Annotated in this window: 20 protein-coding genes; 9 read left to right on the top strand and 11 right to left on the bottom strand. The window is 51.0% G+C overall.

What is annotated here, in order from left to right:
• Window positions 1-14: 14 nt before the first annotated feature.
• The 5 genes from ACGHTT_RS13960 (at window position 15) to dbpA (ending at window position 6093) form a co-directional block, all read left to right on the top strand.
• Complete coding sequence (locus ACGHTT_RS13960; protein WP_390591401.1) at window positions 15-1556, top strand: tryptophan halogenase family protein; 1542 nt, start codon at window positions 15-17, stop codon at window positions 1554-1556.
• A gap of 61 nt (window positions 1557-1617) precedes the next feature.
• Complete coding sequence (locus ACGHTT_RS13955) at window positions 1618-2328, top strand: SapC family protein (RefSeq protein WP_390591400.1); 711 nt, start codon at window positions 1618-1620, stop codon at window positions 2326-2328.
• Entirely contained in the window at window positions 2328-3089 is a 762-nt protein-coding gene (locus ACGHTT_RS13950; RefSeq protein ID WP_390591398.1) for a DUF6445 family protein, read from the top strand. Before ACGHTT_RS13955 ends, ACGHTT_RS13950 begins: the two co-directional genes overlap by 1 nt.
• A 6-nt stretch (window positions 3090-3095) precedes the next feature.
• Entirely contained in the window at window positions 3096-4580 is a 1485-nt protein-coding gene (locus ACGHTT_RS13945; RefSeq protein WP_390591397.1) for a sugar porter family MFS transporter, read from the top strand.
• A 121-nt stretch (window positions 4581-4701) separates the two neighbouring features.
• Window positions 4702-6093, top strand: a complete 1392-nt coding sequence (dbpA, locus tag ACGHTT_RS13940; RefSeq protein ID WP_390591396.1) for an ATP-dependent RNA helicase DbpA — start codon at window positions 4702-4704, stop codon at window positions 6091-6093.
• Between the two features lie 28 nt (window positions 6094-6121).
• Here dbpA and ACGHTT_RS13935 read toward each other — a convergent pair whose 3' ends face one another.
• The 5 genes from ACGHTT_RS13935 to ACGHTT_RS13915 all read right to left on the bottom strand — a co-directional run bounded on the left by ACGHTT_RS13935 (window position 6122) and on the right by ACGHTT_RS13915 (window position 10414).
• Window positions 6122-7000: a M48 family metallopeptidase gene (locus ACGHTT_RS13935; RefSeq protein ID WP_390591394.1), complete on the bottom strand. Its 879-nt coding sequence runs from the start codon at window positions 6998-7000 to the stop codon at window positions 6122-6124.
• A 36-nt stretch (window positions 7001-7036) separates the two neighbouring features.
• Complete coding sequence (locus ACGHTT_RS13930) at window positions 7037-7486, bottom strand: YbjQ family protein (RefSeq protein WP_390591393.1); 450 nt, start codon at window positions 7484-7486, stop codon at window positions 7037-7039.
• A 3-nt stretch (window positions 7487-7489) separates the two neighbouring features.
• Window positions 7490-7804: a YbjQ family protein gene (locus tag ACGHTT_RS13925; RefSeq protein WP_290265185.1), complete on the bottom strand. Its 315-nt coding sequence runs from the start codon at window positions 7802-7804 to the stop codon at window positions 7490-7492.
• Window positions 7805-7831: 27 nt separating this feature from the next.
• Window positions 7832-8521, bottom strand: coding sequence for a VIT family protein (locus tag ACGHTT_RS13920; RefSeq protein ID WP_390591391.1), 690 nt, complete (start codon window positions 8519-8521; stop codon window positions 7832-7834).
• An 81-nt stretch (window positions 8522-8602) separates the two neighbouring features.
• Complete coding sequence (locus tag ACGHTT_RS13915) at window positions 8603-10414, bottom strand: DUF885 domain-containing protein (RefSeq protein WP_390591390.1); 1812 nt, start codon at window positions 10412-10414, stop codon at window positions 8603-8605.
• Window positions 10415-10574: 160 nt separating this feature from the next.
• Here ACGHTT_RS13915 and dcd point away from each other — a divergent pair, with 160 nt between their 5' ends.
• Window positions 10575-11144, top strand: coding sequence for a dCTP deaminase (gene dcd, locus ACGHTT_RS13910; protein WP_390591388.1), 570 nt, complete (start codon window positions 10575-10577; stop codon window positions 11142-11144).
• A gap of 137 nt (window positions 11145-11281) precedes the next feature.
• On the opposite strand, the gene ACGHTT_RS13905 is transcribed toward dcd, so the two are convergent.
• From ACGHTT_RS13905 to ACGHTT_RS13895, 3 genes are read right to left on the bottom strand one after another with little or no spacing between them, the layout of a single operon-like run.
• Window positions 11282-12376, bottom strand: a complete 1095-nt coding sequence (locus ACGHTT_RS13905) for an ABC transporter permease (protein ID WP_390591386.1) — start codon at window positions 12374-12376, stop codon at window positions 11282-11284.
• Window positions 12373-13317 carry an ABC transporter ATP-binding protein gene (locus ACGHTT_RS13900; protein WP_390591385.1) on the bottom strand — a complete coding sequence of 315 codons (945 nt, stop codon included), beginning with the start codon at window positions 13315-13317 and terminating at the stop codon, window positions 12373-12375. Before ACGHTT_RS13900 ends, ACGHTT_RS13905 begins: the two co-directional genes overlap by 4 nt.
• 3 nt (window positions 13318-13320) lie before the next feature.
• Window positions 13321-14265, bottom strand: a complete 945-nt coding sequence (locus tag ACGHTT_RS13895) for an HlyD family secretion protein (RefSeq protein ID WP_390591383.1) — start codon at window positions 14263-14265, stop codon at window positions 13321-13323.
• A gap of 159 nt (window positions 14266-14424) precedes the next feature.
• On the opposite strand from ACGHTT_RS13895, the gene arfB reads away from it, so the two are divergent.
• Entirely contained in the window at window positions 14425-14820 is a 396-nt protein-coding gene (gene arfB / locus ACGHTT_RS13890) for an alternative ribosome rescue aminoacyl-tRNA hydrolase ArfB (RefSeq protein ID WP_390591382.1), read from the top strand.
• A gap of 8 nt (window positions 14821-14828) precedes the next feature.
• Here the strand turns inward: arfB and ACGHTT_RS13885 are convergent, their stop codons facing one another.
• The 3 genes from ACGHTT_RS13885 to ACGHTT_RS13875 form a co-directional block, all read right to left on the bottom strand.
• A complete protein-coding gene (locus ACGHTT_RS13885; protein WP_390591381.1) occupies window positions 14829-15389 on the bottom strand; it encodes an aminoacyl-tRNA deacylase in 561 nt (186 codons plus the stop codon).
• A 280-nt stretch (window positions 15390-15669) separates the two neighbouring features.
• A complete protein-coding gene (locus ACGHTT_RS13880) occupies window positions 15670-17043 on the bottom strand; it encodes an aspartate aminotransferase family protein (protein WP_390591380.1) in 1374 nt (457 codons plus the stop codon).
• Window positions 17044-17227: 184 nt separating this feature from the next.
• Window positions 17228-17914 carry a GntR family transcriptional regulator gene (locus ACGHTT_RS13875; protein WP_390591379.1) on the bottom strand — a complete coding sequence of 229 codons (687 nt, stop codon included), beginning with the start codon at window positions 17912-17914 and terminating at the stop codon, window positions 17228-17230.
• 288 nt (window positions 17915-18202) lie between these two features.
• Between ACGHTT_RS13875 and ACGHTT_RS13870 the strand changes: the two genes are divergently transcribed.
• Window positions 18203-19033: a helix-turn-helix transcriptional regulator gene (locus ACGHTT_RS13870; RefSeq protein WP_390591378.1), complete on the top strand. Its 831-nt coding sequence runs from the start codon at window positions 18203-18205 to the stop codon at window positions 19031-19033.
• Between the two features lie 133 nt (window positions 19034-19166).
• Complete coding sequence (locus ACGHTT_RS13865; RefSeq protein ID WP_390591377.1) at window positions 19167-20540, top strand: glutamine synthetase family protein; 1374 nt, start codon at window positions 19167-19169, stop codon at window positions 20538-20540.
• Window positions 20541-20568: the final 28 nt, after the last annotated feature.

The following is a 20568-nucleotide window of genomic DNA, read 5'->3' as shown; positions in this document are numbered from 1 at the left end:
TCAGGAGCGTGGTAATGCAAACGCAACATAGGATTGACCATGTGGTTGTGGTTGGTGGCGGAACAGCTGGCTGGTTAACAGCGGGCCGTATCGCAGCGCAATACCCGCCTGGCGTGGGTCGTCAGGTTAACGTCACGTTGGTGGAGTCGCCTGATATTAAGCCAGTCGGTGTTGGCGAGGGCACTTGGCCAACATTACGCACGACGCTTATGAAGTTGGGCATATCGGAAACCGATTTTATTCGCCAGTGCGATGCCACCTTTAAACAGGGCGCTAAGTTTTCCCAGTGGCTGACGGGTACAACCGATGACTATTATTATCACCCACTGATGTTGCCCCAAGGTTTCGATAAAGTAGATATTGCCACGGGCTGGCGATCGATCGAGCCTCAACAATCTTTCTCCAATGCGGTGTGTTTTCAAGAGCAAGTGTGTGAGCAAGGCCTCGGGCCAAAATTAATTAGCACGGCAGAATTTGGTTCTATCGCCAATTATGCCTACCATCTGGATGCTGGGAAGTTTTCCGAATTTTTACGTCAGCACGTCACTGAGAAGCTTGGTGTGACACACGTTTTGGAGAATGTCATCGGTGTCAATAGCGAACAGAATGGCGATATTGAAAGTCTGGTTACAGATAGGTCGGTACTGGCCGGCGACCTTTTTGTCGACTGTTCCGGTTTTTCGTCGCTATTACTAGGTAAGCATTTCAAGGTGCCGTTTATTGATCATAGCGATGTATTGTTTATTGATCAGGCACTGGCTGTGCAATCCCCCTATGACAACATGGATGCACCCATTGCCAGTCATACTATTTCAACGGCGCAAAAAGCCGGTTGGATTTGGGATATAGGCCTACAAACACGACGCGGTGTTGGACATGTTTATTCAAGTCGTCACACGAGTAAGCTGGAGGCCGAGGATGCTTTGAGTCAATACGTCGGTAGCAGCCATTTAGATGTGAAACAAATTCCTATTGCTTGTGGTCACCGCGACGTGTTTTGGAAAAATAACTGCGTTGCGGTTGGTTTGGCGGCTGGATTTTTGGAACCCTTAGAGGCTTCTGCACTGGTATTGGTAGAGCTGTCTGCGACCCTGCTGGCAGAGCAGTTACCGCATGATCGGCAAGCGCTAGACATTGTGGCGAAGCGATTTAATAACACGTTTAGATACCGGTGGGCTCGCGTAATCGATTTTCTGAAATTGCATTATTTACTGAGCCGTCGAACCGATAGCGCTTTCTGGCAGGATAATCGAGAGCCCGAAACGGTTCCGGAAAGCTTAAAGGAACTACTGCTGTTGTGGCGCCACCGCGCCCCCGGAAACTGTGACTTTGACAGTAATAATGAGGTGTTTCCCGCCGCTAGTTATCAATACGTGTTATATGGTATGGGCTTTGTTGGCGCCTTGGATCAGCAGCAGTTAGCATCCGCCCCGTTGGATATCGCTCGCCAGATGATCGCGCAGAATCAACGCGCTAGGCAGAAAGCCCTTCAAGTATTACCAAAGCACAGAGAATTGATAAATAAAATAAAAACCTATGGTATGGCGATGGTCTAGGAATTTAGCCTAGCTAACGGGTTAATAAAGTTAATAATAAAATTTAAAAAGCGAGTGATTTATGAAACCATTTACTGTGCTGGATAATAAAATCCATCATCACCTCAAGCTTGATGCAAGTAAAGCAAAATTAGCGATGCGTGCTCAGCCATTGGTGCCCGTGGTGGTGAGTGAATTTTTAAAGTTGGTGATACATTTTCCCATTGTGATTGTTAAGCAAGTTGATACGGGCCAATTTGGCTGTAGTGTGTTAATGGGCTTAGATAAAGACGAAAATCTCTTTTTAAACGACGCTCAATGGCAAGGCCACTATTGGCCCGCGCAGATTCGTCGGCAACCTTTTCATGTAGGGCAAGAGGGCGACAATTGGTTGGTCTGCTTTCATGCCGACCACCCGGCGCTAGGTTCAGACCTGGGCGAGCTTCTATTCCATAACGGCGAGGATAGCCAATGCTTGGATCGGGCGAAATCTGCCTTGGCTGAATTGGTTAATGGGGAGAAGCCAACCCAGGCGTTTTTACAACGGCTTGAGTCGCTCGCGTTACTTTCTCCTCTGCAGCTCGACATCACGGATGCGGAAAACAAAGCGTACAAGCTAGCCGGTTTGTATGGTATTGATGAGCGAAAATTAAGTCAGCTACCGAGTGAGCAACTCATGGCGCTGCAGCAGGCTGGTGATTTATCGTTGATTTACACCTTGCTCGCTTCACACGGCCATATTTATGCCTTGGTGCAAAGGAAAAATCAATTGCAATGCGCCGAGGTTGCCTAGTGTTTACACTCGAAGCGCCGGCATTGAGTTCAAATGTTAGCGTTAGCTATAGGCAGATAGGTCGGGAGCTTAGTCCGCTACTGGTCATCGACGATTGTCTAGCCGATCCCGACAGCTTGGTTGAATTCGCAAAATTTTCCGAACCGGGAACTGGGAAAGGCGCTGAAAATTTGCACCCCGTATTTCAGCAGGATAAAGCGAGTTTTTATCCTGGACTGCGCTGTCCGTTACCCGACGAATTTGGCCGGGGCTTGCTGCAACAACTCACCCCCTTGCTTCACGAATATTTTTCCCAAAAAGGAGATGTTGCGTTTAAGCCATTGATCACCTGTTTGTCGCTTGCGTGTGTGAAAAAGGAACAGTTGCGACCGATTCAATCCTTGCCGCATTTTGATGACGTCCGCAATGATCAATTGGCCATGGTGTTGTATTTATTTAAGGGCGACCTAGGGGGGACGGGTTTTTATCGCCATGTTAGCACCGGGTTTGAGCGCATCACGCGCACGCGATTACCTGAGTACGCGCCGGTGCTGAAAGCCGAGGCTGTTGGCGCAGGCAAAGGTCTGTTTGGCCGCTATATGGGCCGTGACAACGTCTTTTTTGACGCTACCGATTACGTCGAGCCGATGTTTAATCGAGCCATTATTTACCCGAGTAACTGTTTGCATTCTGGGGTGTTGAATAATGCCGTGAATTATTCTTCCCGTGTGAACAAGGGCCGATTAACCGCAAATATGCTTATCATTTGTAACGAGGTGTAAATAATAATGTCCGATTCCTTAACCCCCGCTATGTCGACGTCGGTGCCTGATATGCATGCTTCGTCGCTACCCATGCCCTTGGGGCAGTTGATCAAAAATACGCTGGTGGTGGCGTTGGCCGGTTTGTTGTTCGGTTACGATACTGGAGTGATTAGCGGTAGCCAGATGTACTTTACCGAATATTTTGCATTTACGCCGGCCGAGCAGGGCTGGGCTGTGGGTAGTGCACTCTATGGCTGCTTGCTCGGTGCCTTGGTCGCGGGATTCTGTACAAAACAATGGGGCAGAAAATTAACGCTGTTGGCGTCTGCGTTGTTATTTGTGGTATCGGCTTTCGGTTCAGGCGCCGCCGATAATTTAACGGCGCTCGCTTTGTTCCGCTGGATTGGCGGCCTGGGTGTTGGTATGGCCTCTATGGCAGCGCCGATGTACATTGCCGAAATTTCGCCGGCCCATTTACGCGGTCGTATGGTGTCTTTATATCAATTGGCCGTTGTGATTGGTTTTTTCGTGGTGTTTCTGGCCAGCTACCTGATTGGCGGCGGGCAAACGGCCGACCTCAGCGCTCAGCAACTTGATGCGCTACATCACTACAATGTGGAGAGCGGCTGGCGCTGGATGTTGTGGTCTGAGCTTCCCATTGCGGTTGCATTTTTTCTCTTGTTATTTTCCGTACCAGAAAGTCCGCGTTGGTTAGTTATGGCCGGTCGCCGAACGGCGGCTAAAGCGGGTTTGCAAAAACTGTGTGGCAATGAGGTGTTAGCGGCGCGGGAACTGTTGGCGATTGAGGCTGATATTGCGGGATCTAAGTCTTTAACGTGGCGCGAGCTTTTCACCTTGTGCTGGCAGAGGGGGCCGCTGCGTTATGCTTTGATGGTTGGGGTATTGTTGTCCATCTTTCAGCAAATAACCGGTATCAACGCGATTTTATATTATGGCGCTGAAATTTTTAGTAATGCATTGGGTTACGGTGCCGAAGATGCATTGAAACAACAGTTGTGGCTGGGGGCGGTGAACTTAGTGTTTACCTTTGTTGCCATCTTCACTGTCGATCGCCTGGGCCGCAAGCCGCTGTTGATGTTGGGCACGCTCGGCATGATGCTGGGGTTGCTGGTATTAGCGGCAACGTTATTGGCCGAGCGCGTGGGTGTGATTTCACTGGTGGGTGTGTTGACCTTTATTGGTGCCTTCGCGTTGTCCATGGGCCCGGTGGTGTGGGTCATGTTATCGGAGATATTTCCCAATGCGGTGCGTGCACAATGTTTATCTATCGCTGTGGCAGCGCAATGGTTGTTTAATGCTTTTGTCGCGCACAGCTTTCCCTTGATCAATGAGCACGCCTTAAATAGCACCGTTTTTAACGGCACATTACCTTACTTACTGTTTGCGTTTTTCTGCCTGTTGACCCTGTTGTTTGTCTGGCGTTGGGTGCCAGAGACAAAGGGCCGAAGCCTCGAGCAGATGGCCACCTTGTGGGAGCCAAGGTCTTAATGGCTAGGCCTTAAACCGCTTATTGGCCTGTTTCTGGCTAAGTTAGCCGTGGTTGCTCATGCCCCTGAGGAAATTCCTGTAGACTAGTGCGTCAGCTATCTACAGTCCTCGGGGGCACCTTTTGTCTAACGCACCATCCTTGTCTTTTGACTCATTACCACTAGCGCCTGCTCTGCTCAGCAACCTCGCTGACATGGGCTACAGCCAGCTGACGGAAATTCAAGCAGCGGCATTACCGCCCATTATTGAAGGCCGCGATGTCATCGCCCAAGCAAAAACCGGGTCGGGCAAAACCGCGGCCTTTGGTTTGGGTGTTTTGCATAAGTTGCAAGTTGAGCGCTTTCGCGTGCAAACCTTGGTGATGTGCCCAACCCGCGAGTTAGCTGATCAAGTGGCGCGCGAGTTGAGAAAGCTGGCGCGTGCGATTCACAATATTAAAATATTAACCCTGTGCGGCGGTATGCCCTTTGGTCCGCAGTTGGGGTCGTTAGAGCACGGTGCGCACATTATTGTCGGTACGCCTGGACGCATTGAAGAGCATGTTCGCAAGGGCACCTTGGTGCTTGAGCACGTGGATACCTTGGTGCTGGATGAAGCCGATCGCATGTTGGATATGGGTTTTCAGGCAAGTTTGGATGCCATTGTTGAACAGGTTCCAGCCGAGCGCCAAACGCTGTTATTTTCCGCTACCTTCCCCAATGCCATTGAGGCATTGACCTCCCGGGTCATGCAAAACCCACTGATGGTGAAGGTGGAGGCGAAGCACGAAGCCTCCAGTATCGAACAACATTTTTACCGTGTGGCCCATAATGATCAGCGCTTGGCGGCGGTGGCGCAGGTGATTTTACATTTCGGCCCTGAATCGGCCGTGGTGTTTTGTAATACCAAACGCGAAACGGAAGAAATTGCCGAGTATTTACGTCAGGAAGGCATGCAAGCCTTAGCCATTCACGGCGACTTAGAGCAGAAACAGCGCGACCAAGTGTTGGTGTGTTTTTCCAATAAAAGTGCCAGCGTGTTAGTGGCCACCGATGTCGCCGCCCGTGGCTTGGATATTGAAGCGTTAGATTTAGTGATCAATTATCACCTCTCGCGCGATAGCGAAGTGCACGTGCATCGCATAGGCCGCACGGGTCGCGCTGGTGCGAGCGGTGTTGCTGTGAGTTTATTGAGTGATCGCGAAGATTTTAAATTAGAAAAACTCGCCGAACTGGTGGGTGAATTGCCCGCGATAGAAGCGCTACCCGAAGCGCGACGCGCCTATTTACCTGAACCTGCCATGGTGACTCTGCAAATTGACGGCGGTAAAAAACAGAAGCTGCGCCCCGGCGATATCGTTGGCGCGCTGACCCGCAATGATCAACTGGCGTTTGAAGATATTGGTAAAATTCAAGTCTACGATCAGTGGGCTTACGTGGCGGTGGCGCGTAACGAATGGAAGAAAGCGCTGACGCAACTAGAGCAAGGCAAGCTGAAAGGGCGGTCGTTTCGCGTGCGCCGAATTAAGGTATAAGTTTTTAAGACGTCGGTTGTTGCGGCGGTTATTGGCTTTTCTTTAGTGCTGTAATAAATGCCGGCAGAGGGGTTGGCCTGGGGTTTTTGTGCTGGCCTGAGTCGTGTGCGGAGAATTCTGCAACGGCTCGTAACCTATCCTCGGTCAGAGGGTGTGTGCTGAACCATTTGAACGGTTCTTCGCCCTCTCGCGATTCGCGTAAAAGGGTAAATAACGTATCTGCGCCATGAAGGTGGCCGTAGTGATCCATTAAGGTGTTAAGCGCCTCTTGGTCGGCATCCATCTCGGCGCCGCGGCTAAAATTCAGTTGTGTTAATAGGTTGGCCTGACCCACTAGGCTTTGCGCTAACACACCATCACCTGCACCAAATACGCTGGCGGCGGCAATGGCGAGGGTTAAGCCTCTGCCCAGCGCAACCATGGGGTCGCGATGGGAGATGTGCGCTATTTCGTGACCCATCACCATAGCCAAGGTGTTTTCATCGGGCATTTTTTCCAGCAATGCGCGGGTAAAAAACAGGTGCCCACCCAGGGTCGCAAAGGCGTTGACCTGATCGCTCTCGATGTAGTGAACAATGACAGGGTAGGGCGCTTTGCGGCTGGCGATGAGTTGGTTTGCTAAGGTTTGTAGGTAGCTTTCTATGCTTTGCTTGTGGGATTGATCCAGTACTTGTTCATCGCCTATAAACGCTTGATCGATATCTAGCTGGTTAATATTTTTCGTTAAATTTTGCTCAACCGAGAATGGCACGTAGCGCACGACATACTGAGCGGCAAAGGATAACAATAAGATAATGACCATCATCATCAGACCGACAGCCAACGCCATAGTCGCAAATTCCTTCAAGGGATGTTCGCTACTAACATTAATCCCTTCGGGGATTTGTGGATTGGAGTATTCGGTCATTGCATAAATCGCCTTAACAAAAATGGGTCACAAAAACTAACCGTTTGGCACCAGTGCTGTACCGTAGGCATAGACTTCTACTGAGCCAATCTGTTGTTGCTGACCTTGGTAGATGGACGCAGTTTCTAGTTTTACGTTGATGACCTGGGTGGCACCCAGGTCTTTTGCCTGCTGCTTCATGCGCAAGATCGCCTCCCGTCTAGCCCTTTCCAGCAAGGATTCATAAGCAGTAACTCTGCCACCCAGTAGATTGCGCAAGGCCGCTGCTATCCGTTTGAAATAATCGATGGAAACAACGACATTGCCGCCCACAAGCTGAGTAGTGGATGGACCAAAACCCACCGGGGGTAGGCGCATACTAAAAAGCAATACATTTTTCAATTCTGCTTCGCGTGTAAGGATGGAGGCAAAATGCTTTTTTTCTGCTGCGCGACCGAAAAAGTAACCCAGTAATAGAAGAACCAAAAAAACTATAAGTTGTTCCATGGGTTACTCCATAAAAACCGCGGTGCCATAGGCAAATAATTCGGCGGCACCGGCGGCTACAGATGAGGTGGAAAAGCGAACGTTGATCACGGCGTTGGCGCCAACCGCTTCAGCTTGTTGCACCATGCGCGATACAGCTTCCTCGCGGGCTTCGGTGAGTAGTTCGGTATAGCCCTTCAGTTCGCCACCGAAGATATTTTTTAGGCCGGCCATGATATCCCGCCCGGCATGTTTCGCACGCACGGTATTGCCTTGAACCATCCCTAGGTGTTTGGTAATGCGCTTGCCTGGTATAACTTCAATGTTGCTGATTAACATGGTGAGTCCTTTTTATTAGGTCGTTGATTACGAAAGATTGATATTAAAAAGTTGCCCGATAGCCGCAGTCGCCGCCATGGCAAAACAGCCCCAAAACAGGACGCGTCCCACGGCGCGCAGAGGTTTTGCACCGCCGCTTTTCGCGGCTGACCAACCTAATAGCGTCAACGCCGTGAGCGACGCAACCGCAAGCCAGATCATCACATGACTTGGCGCCGTCCATACGGTTACGAGTGGCAGTGCGCTGCCGGCACTAAATGCGAGAGCCGATGACCAAGCTGCCTGCAAGGGATTGGTATCGGTAACGTGGGAAATGCCGAGCTCGTCGCGCGCATGCGCCTCTAACGCATTGTGCGCCATCAATTGTTCGGCAACTGTGTTAGCAAGTTCGGGTGACAGACCGCGCGCTTGATAGATTTCAGCCAGTTCGAGCAATTCACTGTCGCGGTTTTCTTTCAGCGAAAGTTTCTCGCGCGCAAGGTCTGCTTTTTCGGTGTCGGCTTGGGAGCTTACTGATACGTATTCTCCTGCAGCCATGGATAGCGCGCCCGCTACTGTGGCCGCGATGCCGGTTATCACGAGGGTTTGCGAATTGGCGCCCGCGGCGGCGACACCGATTAATAGGCTGGCGGTAGAGACGATGCCGTCATTAGCACCGAGCACGGCAGCGCGGAGCCAATTGGCGCGATGTATAAAGTGGTGTTCCGGTAAGGGCATGGGGCCAACTCTTAACATTGAAGCGGTAGTTTACAGGAAAAGCAGTGGCGGTTGCTTTCCCTGTAAATCAGTAAAGGCCTGCTATTGGGCCTCGGTTTGCGATGTAATCCAGCGGTTAACTTTTGCTTCGAGGATTGCCAAGGGCATGGCGCCGTCGATTAAGATTTGACGGTGGAAGGCTTTAATATCAAATTTTTCGCCCAGTTGTTCCTGTGCGCGAGCGCGCAATTCTAGTAGTTTGAGTTGGCCAATTTTGTACGACAAGGCTTGCCCGTGATAAGCGATGTAGCGTTCCACCTCGGCCACGATGTCGGTATCTGAAAGGGCCAGATTTTCCTGCATAAATGTGATGGCTTGCTCGCGGCTCCAGCCTTGCGCGTGCATGCCGGTATCAACCACTAACCGACAGGCGCGCCACATATCCGCGGTTAATGAGCCGAAGTATTGGTAGGGATCGGTATACAGGCCTAAGTCTTTGCCGAGGCTTTCGGTGTATAGGCCCCAACCTTCAACATAGGCGTTTGGGCCGTCAAAGCGGCGAAAGTCTGGCAGTTGTGTCTGTTCTTGGGCAAGGGCTATTTGGAAGTGATGGCCAGGAGCCGCCTCGTGAATAGAGAGCATTTCACGCATGTAGGTGGGGCGAGCGGGCAGGTCATAGGTATTGACGTAAAAAATACCGGGTCTGCTGCCATCGGGTGCCGGCGAATTGTATTCGGCTGCTGCCTGGGACGCAGCGCGGAAGGCTTCGATGGGCTTAATCACGTAGGGCGCTTTCGGGGCTATGTCAAAAAGTTTGGGCAGCGCGGCATCTATTTTGACCCGTAGCGCTTCATAGGCCGCTAATATTTCTGTTTCAGATTCTGGTTGAAACTGCGGGTCTGTTTTTAAAAAGTGAAAGAAGTCTTGCAAAGTACCCTGAAATTTCAGGGTTTGCATCACCGCTTCCATTTCGGCGCGAATACGTGCAACTTCGGCAGCGCCGAGTTGATGGATTTGGTCTGTGCTGAGGTCGGTGGTGGTGTGGTATTTGGCTCGCGATTGATACCAAGCTTGACCGCCGGGTACCTGCCCCAAGCCAACGGTTTCGCGCGCATTGGCAAGGTAGTCGCCGGCCACGAAATCGTGCAGTTTTTTATAGGCGGGGATAATTTGCGTGGTAATGGCGGTTTCGTAGGCTTTGGTTAAGCGGGCGTTGTCCTCAGCGTTGAAGGACGCGGGCATGTCGGTAATGGGTTTGTAGAACAAGCTTTCCTGCGGGGTGTTAACCAACATGGCGGCTAATTGCGGAATCATCCGCTCGACCACTATGCGCGGCTGCACCACACCGTTGGCCATACCTTCGCGCATGCGGGCAATGGCGGTGTCGACCCAAGGGGTGAAGCCGGCGACCCGTTTCAGCCATATGTCGTAATCGGCCGTGGTGTTGAACGGCTGTGCAGAGGCGCCCGAGCCAAGCTTTGCGACGGTGCTATGAAAGCTGTAAAACTGACTAATAGGCAGGTAGGTTGCGAGTCTGGCAAAGCCTTGTTGGTGGTCGTTCAGCGCCAGCTTGCGATCGTAACTGAATATATCGTAGCTAAGCTGGTCTTGCTCAGACAGTTGCTCCCGGTCGAGCAGGTTGAGGGCTTTGAGGGTGTTTGCCTCTAGCGCCTCAGATTGTGCCAGATAGTCGTCACTCAGGTAGTCTCCCAATACATCGTTATAACGAGCATCGCTTTGGAAGGTTGCTTGTAGTGGGTTGAGCTTGAAGCTGGCCTCTTGGTAGTCGTGAAATATTTGCTGTAAAGCTGTGCCAGTGTTGACGTTGGGGGCGGGTTGTGCGGCCGTTGGCGCTTTATCGCAGCCTGCCAGTAATAATAAGCTAATCAGTGCAATAAAAAATTGCTTGGACATTGGAGAACACATAGGGTCTAGCCTCCTGGGTAATTTATAGGTATGGGTATAGGACGTGTGGCGCTAGCTTCTCCCCATTTTCAGTGAAAACCGCTATCATACCCACCCCGTGCGACCCCCGTCGCCCACCCATCACGCAAGACACAAGGCAAAGAGTAGCATGAGCATTAAGTCAGATAAGTGGATGCGCCGCATGGCCGCAGAACAGGGCATGATCGAACCTTTTGAGCCAGGTCAAGTTCGCCACTCGGCCGATGGCAATCGCATTGTTTCCTACGGTACTTCGTCTTACGGTTACGACGTACGTTGCGCAAACGAGTTTAAGATTTTTACCAATGTGCATTCGACTATCGTCGATCCAAAGAACTTCGACGAAAATAGTTTTGTCGACATCACCAGCGACGTGTGCATCATCCCACCGAACTCATTCGCACTTGCACGCACGGTGGAATATTTCCGCATCCCGCGCAATGTACTGACCGTGTGCTTGGGTAAGTCCACCTACGCGCGCTGCGGTATTATTGTTAACGTGACGCCGCTCGAGCCTGAGTGGGAAGGGCACGTAACCCTCGAATTTTCTAACACCACGCCGTTACCAGCCAAAATTTACGCCAACGAAGGCGTGGCGCAGATGCTGTTTTTCGAATCCGATGAAGTGTGTGACACCTCATACAAAGATCGCGGCGGTAAATACCAAGGACAGCGCGGTGTGACCTTGCCGAAGACCTAATGCATTAAGGACAAGGAGTTTACAGTTAACAGTTGACAGGAAGAGCAATAGCAATAGCTTGCGTCGTTGGTGTGGTGTTTGGCTTTCGCTTGTCCTGTAAACTGTAAACGCCTTGTCCTGTAAACTACCAAGCCTTTTCAATCCAAATTCTTCTTAAATCGCATCGATGCCAAAATCACACCTACTACGGTGAAGCCCAATAGCCAAAGCGTATCGCGCCATAGATCCAATAAGTCGCCACCGCGCAGCACAATACCGCGAATCATGCGCATAAAGTGGGTTGCCGGTAGTGTTTCCGCTATCCATTGTGCAGCCACGGGCATGGCTTCGTAGGGGAACATAAAGCCAGACAGTAAAATAGAAGGTAGCAGTACAAAAACCGTGAGTTGCATGGCTTGGAGTTGGGTGTTGGCGATAGTCGATATGAGCAGACCGAGCGTGAGACTGGCGCAAATAAATACCAGCGTGCCGAGGCCAATTTGCAATATTGACCCATTTATCGGCACGTCAAAAATGCTATGACCTAAGCCTAAGATAATCGCGACTTGAATGAATCCCACCAAAATATAGGGCAATATTTTCGCGATCATCAACTCCAATGGCTTCACCGGCGTGGTGATGAGAAGCTCTAAATTACCGCGTTCTCGCTCTCGCACGATGGCGGCTGAGGTAAATAAAATCATGGTCATGGTGAGTATGATGCCCAGTAATCCCGGCACAATATTGACCGCTGAGCGCCGTTCGGGGTTAAAATACAAGGCTACTTCGAACTGCGGCTTTGCTTTGGTCGCTTGATTTTTCGGCGCCGGTAGCGGCATGTTTCTCAGCTGTAGTAAAGCGCTGCTGACCATAGTGTCAGAACCATCCACTAGCCATTGACCGGCGGTTTGCTGGTGCGCAATTCGATGGGCTAAATCACTGGGTAGTATTAATGCCGCGCGCACGCGTCCTTCGGTGATGGCCTGCTCTGCTTCCTGTATCGATGTATAAAAGTCTACGACGTTAACGACTTCTGTGGCTTTTATATCCTCTACGATAATTCGACCAATGGTGGAATTGCTTTGATCGACAACGGCGACGGGAATTAATCTAACGTTGGTGTTGATGGCATAACCAAAAAGTAGCAATTGGATGAGGGGGATCATCACCACCATGCCAAAGGTGATGCGATCGCGTAACAGTTGTTTGGTTTCTTTCTGTGCTATGGCAAAAATTCGACCTAAAAACATCATCGCTTCTCGCCTCGTGTTGCCATAACAAAAACGTCTTCTAAGTTTGGGCGAACGGTTTTGAGTGTGGCGTGGCTATTGGCGGGCATCAATTGCTCGAGCCATTGCTCTGGGTTGCTTATGCGTTGATCCACCAAAACCCGTAACCTGAGCCCGAGTTGCGCGGCAGATTTGATCTCTGGATTGGCAAGGAGCCGAGTTTTGAGTGTGCGTAAATTTGGGCATTCTATTTCGATGGGGGTGACACCCATATTTTCCATTAGATATTCGGGCTTACCTGCGGTTTTTAGCTTTCCGCGCTCAAGAATGGCCAATTGGTGACAGCGCTCTGCCTCATCCATGTAGTGGGTTGAAACGAGAATGGTGGTCTTTGCTTCACATAGATCGAAGAGCTTTTCCCAAAAGGCGCGACGGTTTTCCGGATCTACTGCCGAGGTTGGCTCATCGAGAAATAACAATTCAGGTTGATGCACGGTTGCGGCGGCGAGCGCTAGACGCTGTTTTTGGCCGCCGCTCATGCTGCCCGCGCGCTGTTTTGCCTGCGCCTCCAAATCGTATTCTTGTAGTAGTACATCAACGCGTTGGCGCGCCGTGGGTTTTCTCAGGCCATAAATAGCCGCCATAAAATGTAAATTTTCGGTAACGCTCAGGTCCTCGTATAAGGAAAACTTTTGCGTCATATAGCCGATGCGTTTACGGAGCGCTTCTGCCTCTTTGGGAATATCTAAACCCAGCACGTTGATGTCGCCATCGCTCGGCGCAAGTAAGCCGGTTAGCATGCGAATGGCGGTAGATTTACCACAGCCATTGGGGCCAAGAAAGCCGTAGATAGTACCGCGTTCAATATTGAGGTTGAGTTCGTTCACTGCGATGAGACTGCCAAAGCGTTTGCTCATGGCGTGGGTTTCGATGGCGTAAGGTTTGTTATTCTTATCCTCTGTCATTCATCATTCGCTCAAATCGACACTGACTGGCATCCCGGTGGGCAGGGCTCTATCGGTTTCCACCAGATCGAACTCCGCTAGGTACATAAGTCTCGCCCTATCGGTTTCGTTTAATGCGTAGTAGGGCGTAAATGAAGGCTCAGTTGCAATCCACCGGAGTTTGCCGATGAGAGGTTGCTCGATACCGTCTATGTGCACCGGTCGCTTATCACCAAGCGCGAGGCTGACTCGAAAAGGTTCGGGAATATAAACTCGGGCAAAGGGTGCGTTGTCAGCTTGAATTGCCGCTAAAATAGCGCCTAGGTTTACGCGCTCGCCGAGATTGTAGGGCAGGCTGTCGAGAATACCGTCGCGCGTGGCGACCACAGTCAGATCTTTCAATATTTGTTCTTGTAGTTGTAATTCGGCTAGGCTTGCGGCCAGTGCCGCTTGGGCCTGCACAATATCTTCATGACGCACACCTTTAATTAATTTATTTAACTGTTCGATACTGCTATGCAGCCGGGCTTCAGTTTCATCTTTACGCGCCTTGGCTGCATCCCGTTCCGACACGCTAATGAGCCTTTCGGTAACCAATTTATCGAGACGATGGAAATTGTTGCGCGCCTCCTCAAACGCGGATCGCGTGCGCTCTACGTCCGCTTGGGCCGAGGCAATGTCTTCAGGCCTTTCGCCATTGGTTAACTTGAGTAGATAGGCTTCGGCTTTTGCTTGCTCAGCTTGTGCTCGAGCGACTATAGCCGTTTGGCGCTTGTTGTCGAGCTTGACCAGCACTTCACCGGTGTTGACAAATTGACCTTCTTTGGATGTAAGCTCAACAATAATTTCGTTTGCGGTGGCGGTGAGGAGCACTCTATCTCTCTCCAAGGTGCCGAGGGCAGAAGGCGCTTTTGCAGTGCAGCCAATAAGCGCGAGCAAGAAAAACGACCAAATCAGTTTAATTGACATCGGTTTTAGCGTCCTTGGTTCTTGTGCCTGTATACTATGCCAAACGTCAGCGTTCGTTCTAGTGTTTCAGATCACTAAGTCGCGCGATAATACTTGTTAAGAACCCCATTGATTTTGTCGGCGGTGGTAGCGGGATGTTCAATGATACCCTTGAGTTTTATGCAGAAATTGGAACGCGAAGTTGAGATCAGTTTCACTCTTTCGCAGGGCAATGGTGGACAGAATGTCAATAAAGTAGCCACGGCCGTGCAGCTGCGTTTCGATGTGGTTAACTCTGCCTTGCTCACTGATCATGCGCGCGCGACGATTTTAGCCAGTGGTGATTCGCGCTTAACTAAAGACGGTGTTTTAGTATTGCGCGCCCAAGAGTTCAGAACGCAAGTGAAAAATAAACTGGCGGCGTTAGAACGGTTGAAGGAGCTCATAGATAGTGCGAGTGAAGTGCGTAAAAAACGTCGGCCTACACGCCCGAGTCGCGGTGCCAAAGAGCGGCGGTTAAAGCAAAAAACCGTTCGCGCGACCATTAAGCAAGGCCGCGGCAAAGTAGATTTTTAAACGCGCCGTTAGTTTTGCGCGTAGACGGGTTCTGAATCCGTCCAGTCGTAACCCTTTGAGCGAATGTACTGTAATAAGCGCGCCGTTTTTGCTCGTTGCCGTTCGCCAGAAAACCGCTCGTGTAAATGGTTTTCCATCAGCGCCAAAAAGTCTTCGCGTTTTACCTTTAATAAATGCATGTGATCGCCGGCCTCCATATACACGGCTTCTTGTTCGGATAGTGCGTCGTCCCAAATAACACGCAGACCGTAGGCTTGGCCCAAGATGGGAATAGCGCCCGGTGCGCAATCTTCAAATAACACTTCTAATTCGTCTTCGCCGGCAAGCTCGAGATGGCGATCGAATATTAAATTTAAGGTGTGGCGTTTCACTTTGTAGCTGGCGGGTAATACGGCCACTGTGTAGTACATATCTTCGTCGCGGAACACCACAGCCTTAGCGAGCTGATTGGTGGGTATGTGCGCGCTGAGGGCGGTGTTTACGCTACCTTCAGCATATTGATGAGGAACTAGCTCAAAAGGTACCTTTTTTTGCGTCAAAAAACGCGCAAGATTGCTGGCAACTCCCATAAAACGCCTCCAAATACCGATCATCGTGGCAAACTGAGTAGCCGCTACTGGAGCTGAAAAGACACCGCGCCAGCAGGTCCTACACATGTCACTTCCAGTATTATCATAAAGATAATAATTTGTGGAAGCTCTTTTTAGTATAAGACGGATCTGTGACGAAATAATGTCAAGGTGTTATAGCTTTGCGGTTTTTTATGCTTAGGCAGATTTGCACTGTCTGCTCAAGCAAAATAAAAAGGGCGCCTTAGCGCCCTTTTTTACTGACGATGTTTATGCCGCGTTATTTCTTTAAACGTTGCTCGGTCAGGTCTAGGGCTTTACGGGCCTTGTCTGCCATCTCGTCAATTTGTGCATTGGTCATGGTGAGTGGTGGCGCGAAAATCATGGTGTCGCCCACGGCGCGCATGACTAAGCCGCTTTCAATACAGGCGGCGCGGCAAAGAGCACCGGCACTGCTGTTGTCGTCAAAGCGTGCGCGCTTGGCCTTATCGCCGACCAGTTCAATGGCGCCAACAAAGCCGACACCGCGTACTTCGCCGACAATGGGGTGATCGGCTAGCGCGCCCAATTTTTGTTGTAAGTAAGCGCCTTTGGTGTCGCGCACTTGCTCCAAAATTTTATCGCGCTGGAGAATGTTTATGGTGGCTAGTGCAGCAGCACAGGCCGCTGGGTGGCCGGAATAGGTGAAACCGTGGGCAAACTCACCACCTTGGCTCTTCAACACGCCGGCCACGCGATCGCCGACCATCACGCCACCCAAAGGTTGGTAGCCGTTGGTGACGCCCTTGGCGAAAGGCATGAGATCGGATTGCACGTTGAAGTAGTCGGCGCCAAACCAGTGACCGGTGCGACCGAAGCCACAAATCACTTCATCGGTGATCAATAGAATGCCGTACTCATCGCAAATGCGCTTCACTTCGGGCCAGTAGGTAGAGGGTGGCACTATCACGCCGCCGGCACCTTGAATGGGTTCGCCGATGAAGGCAGCGACTTTATTAGCACCCAACTCTTTGATCTTGGCTTCAATAGAGCGAGCCGCTTTCAGGCCGAACTCTTCGGGGCTCATGTCGCCGCCTTCGCCAAACCAGTAGGGCTGGTCTACGTGATGAACGTAGGGCAGGCGGGTAAATTGGCCGTGCATGCCACCCATGCCGCCGAGGCTGGCGCCCCCAATGGTGGAACCGTGATAGGCGTTGTTGCGGCTGATGAAAATCTTGCGCTCTGGCTGACCGAGTAGATCCCAGTAGCGGTGTACCATGCGAATCACCGTATCGTTCGCTTCACTGCCTGAACCTGTGTAGAACACGTTGTTCATGTGCGGTGCAGCTACTTCGGCTAATTTGGCCGACAGTTCAATTGATGGCGGGTGTGCGCACTGGAAAAAACTGTTGTAAAAGGGCAGTTCTTGCAGCTGTTGGGTCACGGCATCGACGATTTCTTGCTGGCCATAACCTAGGTTGCAGCACCACAGGCCCGACATGCCATCGAGAATTTGCTGGCCTTCAGACGTATAGATATAGGGGCCATCTGCCTTGGTGATAATCCGGCTGCCGCGCTCCATCTGATCTTTAAAGTCGGTGAATGGGTGCATGTAGTGGCCGGCATCCATTGATTGCCACTCGGCTGTGGAGCGCTTCTGATAAATTTGGCTCATGGAACCTCCTCGGGCGCCTTCGGCTGGCGCGTTGATGGTCAGTGTGGCGACTGTTTGAGTATGGCCTTAGCCAACGGAAACACTCGGTAAATATTCAGGTGATAATGTGATCACATTATTAGGGGGCAATGCAACACCCTCAAAAGGTTAAATTCACACCGCCCTTGGATTATTACGTCAAATTCTAGGGTTGCGCCGCTTGGCCTGCCGCGATAGCGGCCTCTAATTCCTCTTGCCCCAAGGCGCCTATGCCCTCGCGAATGTCGCTGGCGATGGCCAGTTTTAGTGCCAAAGTATCGCGATTAGCAATGGCGTCTGTGGCTTGAACATGCCGATCAGTGATGTAGCCTAAGCCTATTCGGTTTAGCACAAGCCGCATGAATGGCGCACTTTGCAGCCACAAACTCTCAATCAACGGCATGATCACCTCATTCGGGCCGTGGCTGTAGAGCTGGCAGTGGAACTCGAGATTGGTGCGAATATAGGCTTCGGCATCTTGTATCTCGATGGCCTGGGTGACGCTGTCGTCGAGCTTTTTAAGCGCCTCGAGCTGAGTTGCGTCAATATGGGGTAGGGCACGCATGGCCGCTTGAGTTTCGAGGGCCACTCGGGCCTCGACAATTTGTTCTAGCCGCGTCGCTGTCATGTGCGGCACAGTCACCCGACGGTTGTCTTTCAATGCCAGAGCGTTTTCGGCCGTTAATCTGCGCAGCGCTTCGCGTATGGGCATAGGGCTGACATCGAGCATTTCGGCTAAGCCGCGTAGCGTGACGTCTCTACCGGGGACAAAACGGCCGCATAAAATGGCTTCGCGCAGTTGAAAGTAGACGCGCTCTTGTTGGGTTTTGAATTCTGTTGGGGTTTGCAGCATGTCTGTGTTTGACTTTGCAGTTGGGCAAGGTTAGATTATCCCATACTTTGATTTTGTGATCACATTATTTTTGATGTGTTGATTTAAATTGTCATATTATTTGGATCAATCGGTGCTCTCCTAGAAGGCACTCAATCGCAATTAACGGGCATTTACCACAGCAATGTGGCAAGCTGGCCCAACATTAGCCTTTTGCGGCCATTTTTATCGCGTTAAATCGAATTATTATTCGTTTAATCGGGCAGCAGATAGCACAATTAGAGGCATGGGCTGCGGCTCAGTTTAATCATGACGTTGCATACGCAGGCTCTGGAAGTCTGGAATCGCGAAATATCTACAGCGGTAGCCTATCTTGGCAAATCCGATTTTTATGCGGCATTGGTCGATGCGCTGTCGGCGACCTTACCTGTCGATTACCCTCAAGTTTGGCGCTATACAGAAGACAGTCCAGAGCCGAGTGTGCTGTTCCATCGCCTCACGGGCGCCCAGCGCAAGCAACATGTGGAAGACTACCAAGCTGGTCTCTACCACAATGACCCCTTTTATCAGCTAAGTCATACCGGTGAATTAAACACCGGCTTTAGTCATTGGCGCGTGGCCGTGGATGACAACCGTCAACCTTTTCACGATGGTTTAGACGTCTGTGACGAGGTCGTATTCATTGCCCAGATCGACGCAAAAACCAATGTGCACCTGTGCCTGATGCGAGCCCGTCAAAGCCGGCGCTTTAGCGCCGCAGAGCTGGAGCTGCTGAGCGCTTGCTCGCCCATGGTCGTGCAGTTGATTCGGCAACACAGCTTACAATTACAAAGTGCCAACCCCGGTATAGAAGCGGGCGTAAAGCAAGCCGTTGCGCTGTTTGGCAAGTCCGTGTTGACGGCGCGCGAGCAGGATGTCCTAGGCTTGATGTTAAGTGGTTATTCCACCCGCTTTGCCGCGGATAAGCTGGGTATTTCCACAGAGACCCTGCGTCGGCATAGAAAGAACATTTATCAAAAGCTCGATGTGAGCTCGCAATCGGAGGTGTTTTCTCTGTTTATCAGTTCCCTTGGCTGCTTCGATGCGGCGCCTGAACAAGATCCGCTACGTGGATATTTTGGCCGCCAGCAGCCAGACTGAGGAGAACAGATTTTAACTATGCCTTTTAATTGAAATAAAGTGCCTTTGTCGGCGATAACGACTAAATTCTACGATGTAAGTTAAAACCCTTAAACAGCGCCCCTTTTTTGGAATGCGCGTGATGGAGATGGTCATGCTTGGCCCAAGCAGTGTTAAAGATTTAGAGCTAGCTAAACAATTTTTAGAAGCAAATCCCGATGTAGAAACCATCGAAGTGTTGCTGCCCGATATTAACGGTGTATTGCGCGGAAAATGGTTGCCCCGCGATAACTTGTTGAAGGCCTTTAAAGGTGGTTTAAAACTGCCTGTTACCACCTTGAATTTTGACATTTGGGGGCGCGACGCTCCGGGTGTTGCTTTCGATGATGGCGATGCCGACGGTATTTGTATTCCTGTGGCGTCAAGTTTGAGCCGAGTGCCTTGGACCGATCGCCCCATGGGGCAAATGTTCGTGCACATGGCCGATCTCGATGAGCAGCCCTTCATCGGCGATCCACGGGTGGTGTTAGATAGCATTGTGGCAAAATTTAAAGCCATCGGCTTAACGCCTGTTGTGGCTATTGAATTAGAGTTTTATTTGCTGGAAGAAAAGCGCGATTCTGCGGGTCGCCCTGTACATGCGGGTTGTGATGCGAATGCTGATTATCCGATTGGCGGCCAACCCTACAGCTTAGATTTGATGCAAGAGTACGAAGAAGCGTTCCATGAAATGCGTGAAGCCTGTGAAACCCTAGGCGTGCCAGTAGACACCTTGGTTAAGGAATTCGCCCCGGCCCAATACGAGATCAACCTTCATCACGAAGATGACCCCTGTAGCGCCGCTGATCACGCCATGATGTTGAAGCGCGTAATTAAGAGCGTTGCCCGTCGCCACGATCTTAACGCCTCGTTCATGGCCAAGCCCTTCGGCGATATGGCGGGCAATGGCATGCACGTTCACTTCAGTATTTTGGATGAAGCGGGCCACAATATATTTAACAACGAAACAGAAGAAGGTAGTGAAGCTTTGTTGCATGCGATTGCCGGTGTGCAATCGACCATGGTAGAAACCATGGCCATTTATGCGCCTAACTTTAACTCTTATCGCCGATTCCAGCCGGGTTCTTATGCCCCGATGGCGCCGACTTGGGGTTACGAAAATCGCACAGTGGCTTTGCGTATTCCCTCCGATGACTTTGCAGCCACGCGTATTGAACACCGCGTAAGCGGCGCTGATGCCAACCCTTATTTGGTGTTGGCATCCATTTTAGCCGGTGCTTACGAGGGTTTAACCAAGAAGTTGCAGCCAACAGCGGCAATGGAAGGCGACGCATACAGCCAAGCTCAGTCTTCTCTGCCCGTGTATTGGCCCGATTCGCTCAATGCCTTCGAACGCTCGCAGTTTGTGCGTACGCATTTGGGTGAAGTGTTTCAACGTTCTTACTTGGCGGCCAAACGTCAAGAGTTGGATGAGTTCCGTCACACGGTAACGCGCATGGAATACGATGCGTATTTGTTAGCGTTTTAATGACCTGTTATGGCTTATCAGACGGCGC

This window comes from Simiduia litorea (assembly GCF_042853465.1).
GTDB lineage: Bacteria > Pseudomonadota > Gammaproteobacteria > Pseudomonadales > Cellvibrionaceae > Simiduia > Simiduia litorea.
Note: the sequence above shows the minus strand (reverse complement) of the source record. Positions and strands in the feature narration are given on the sequence as shown.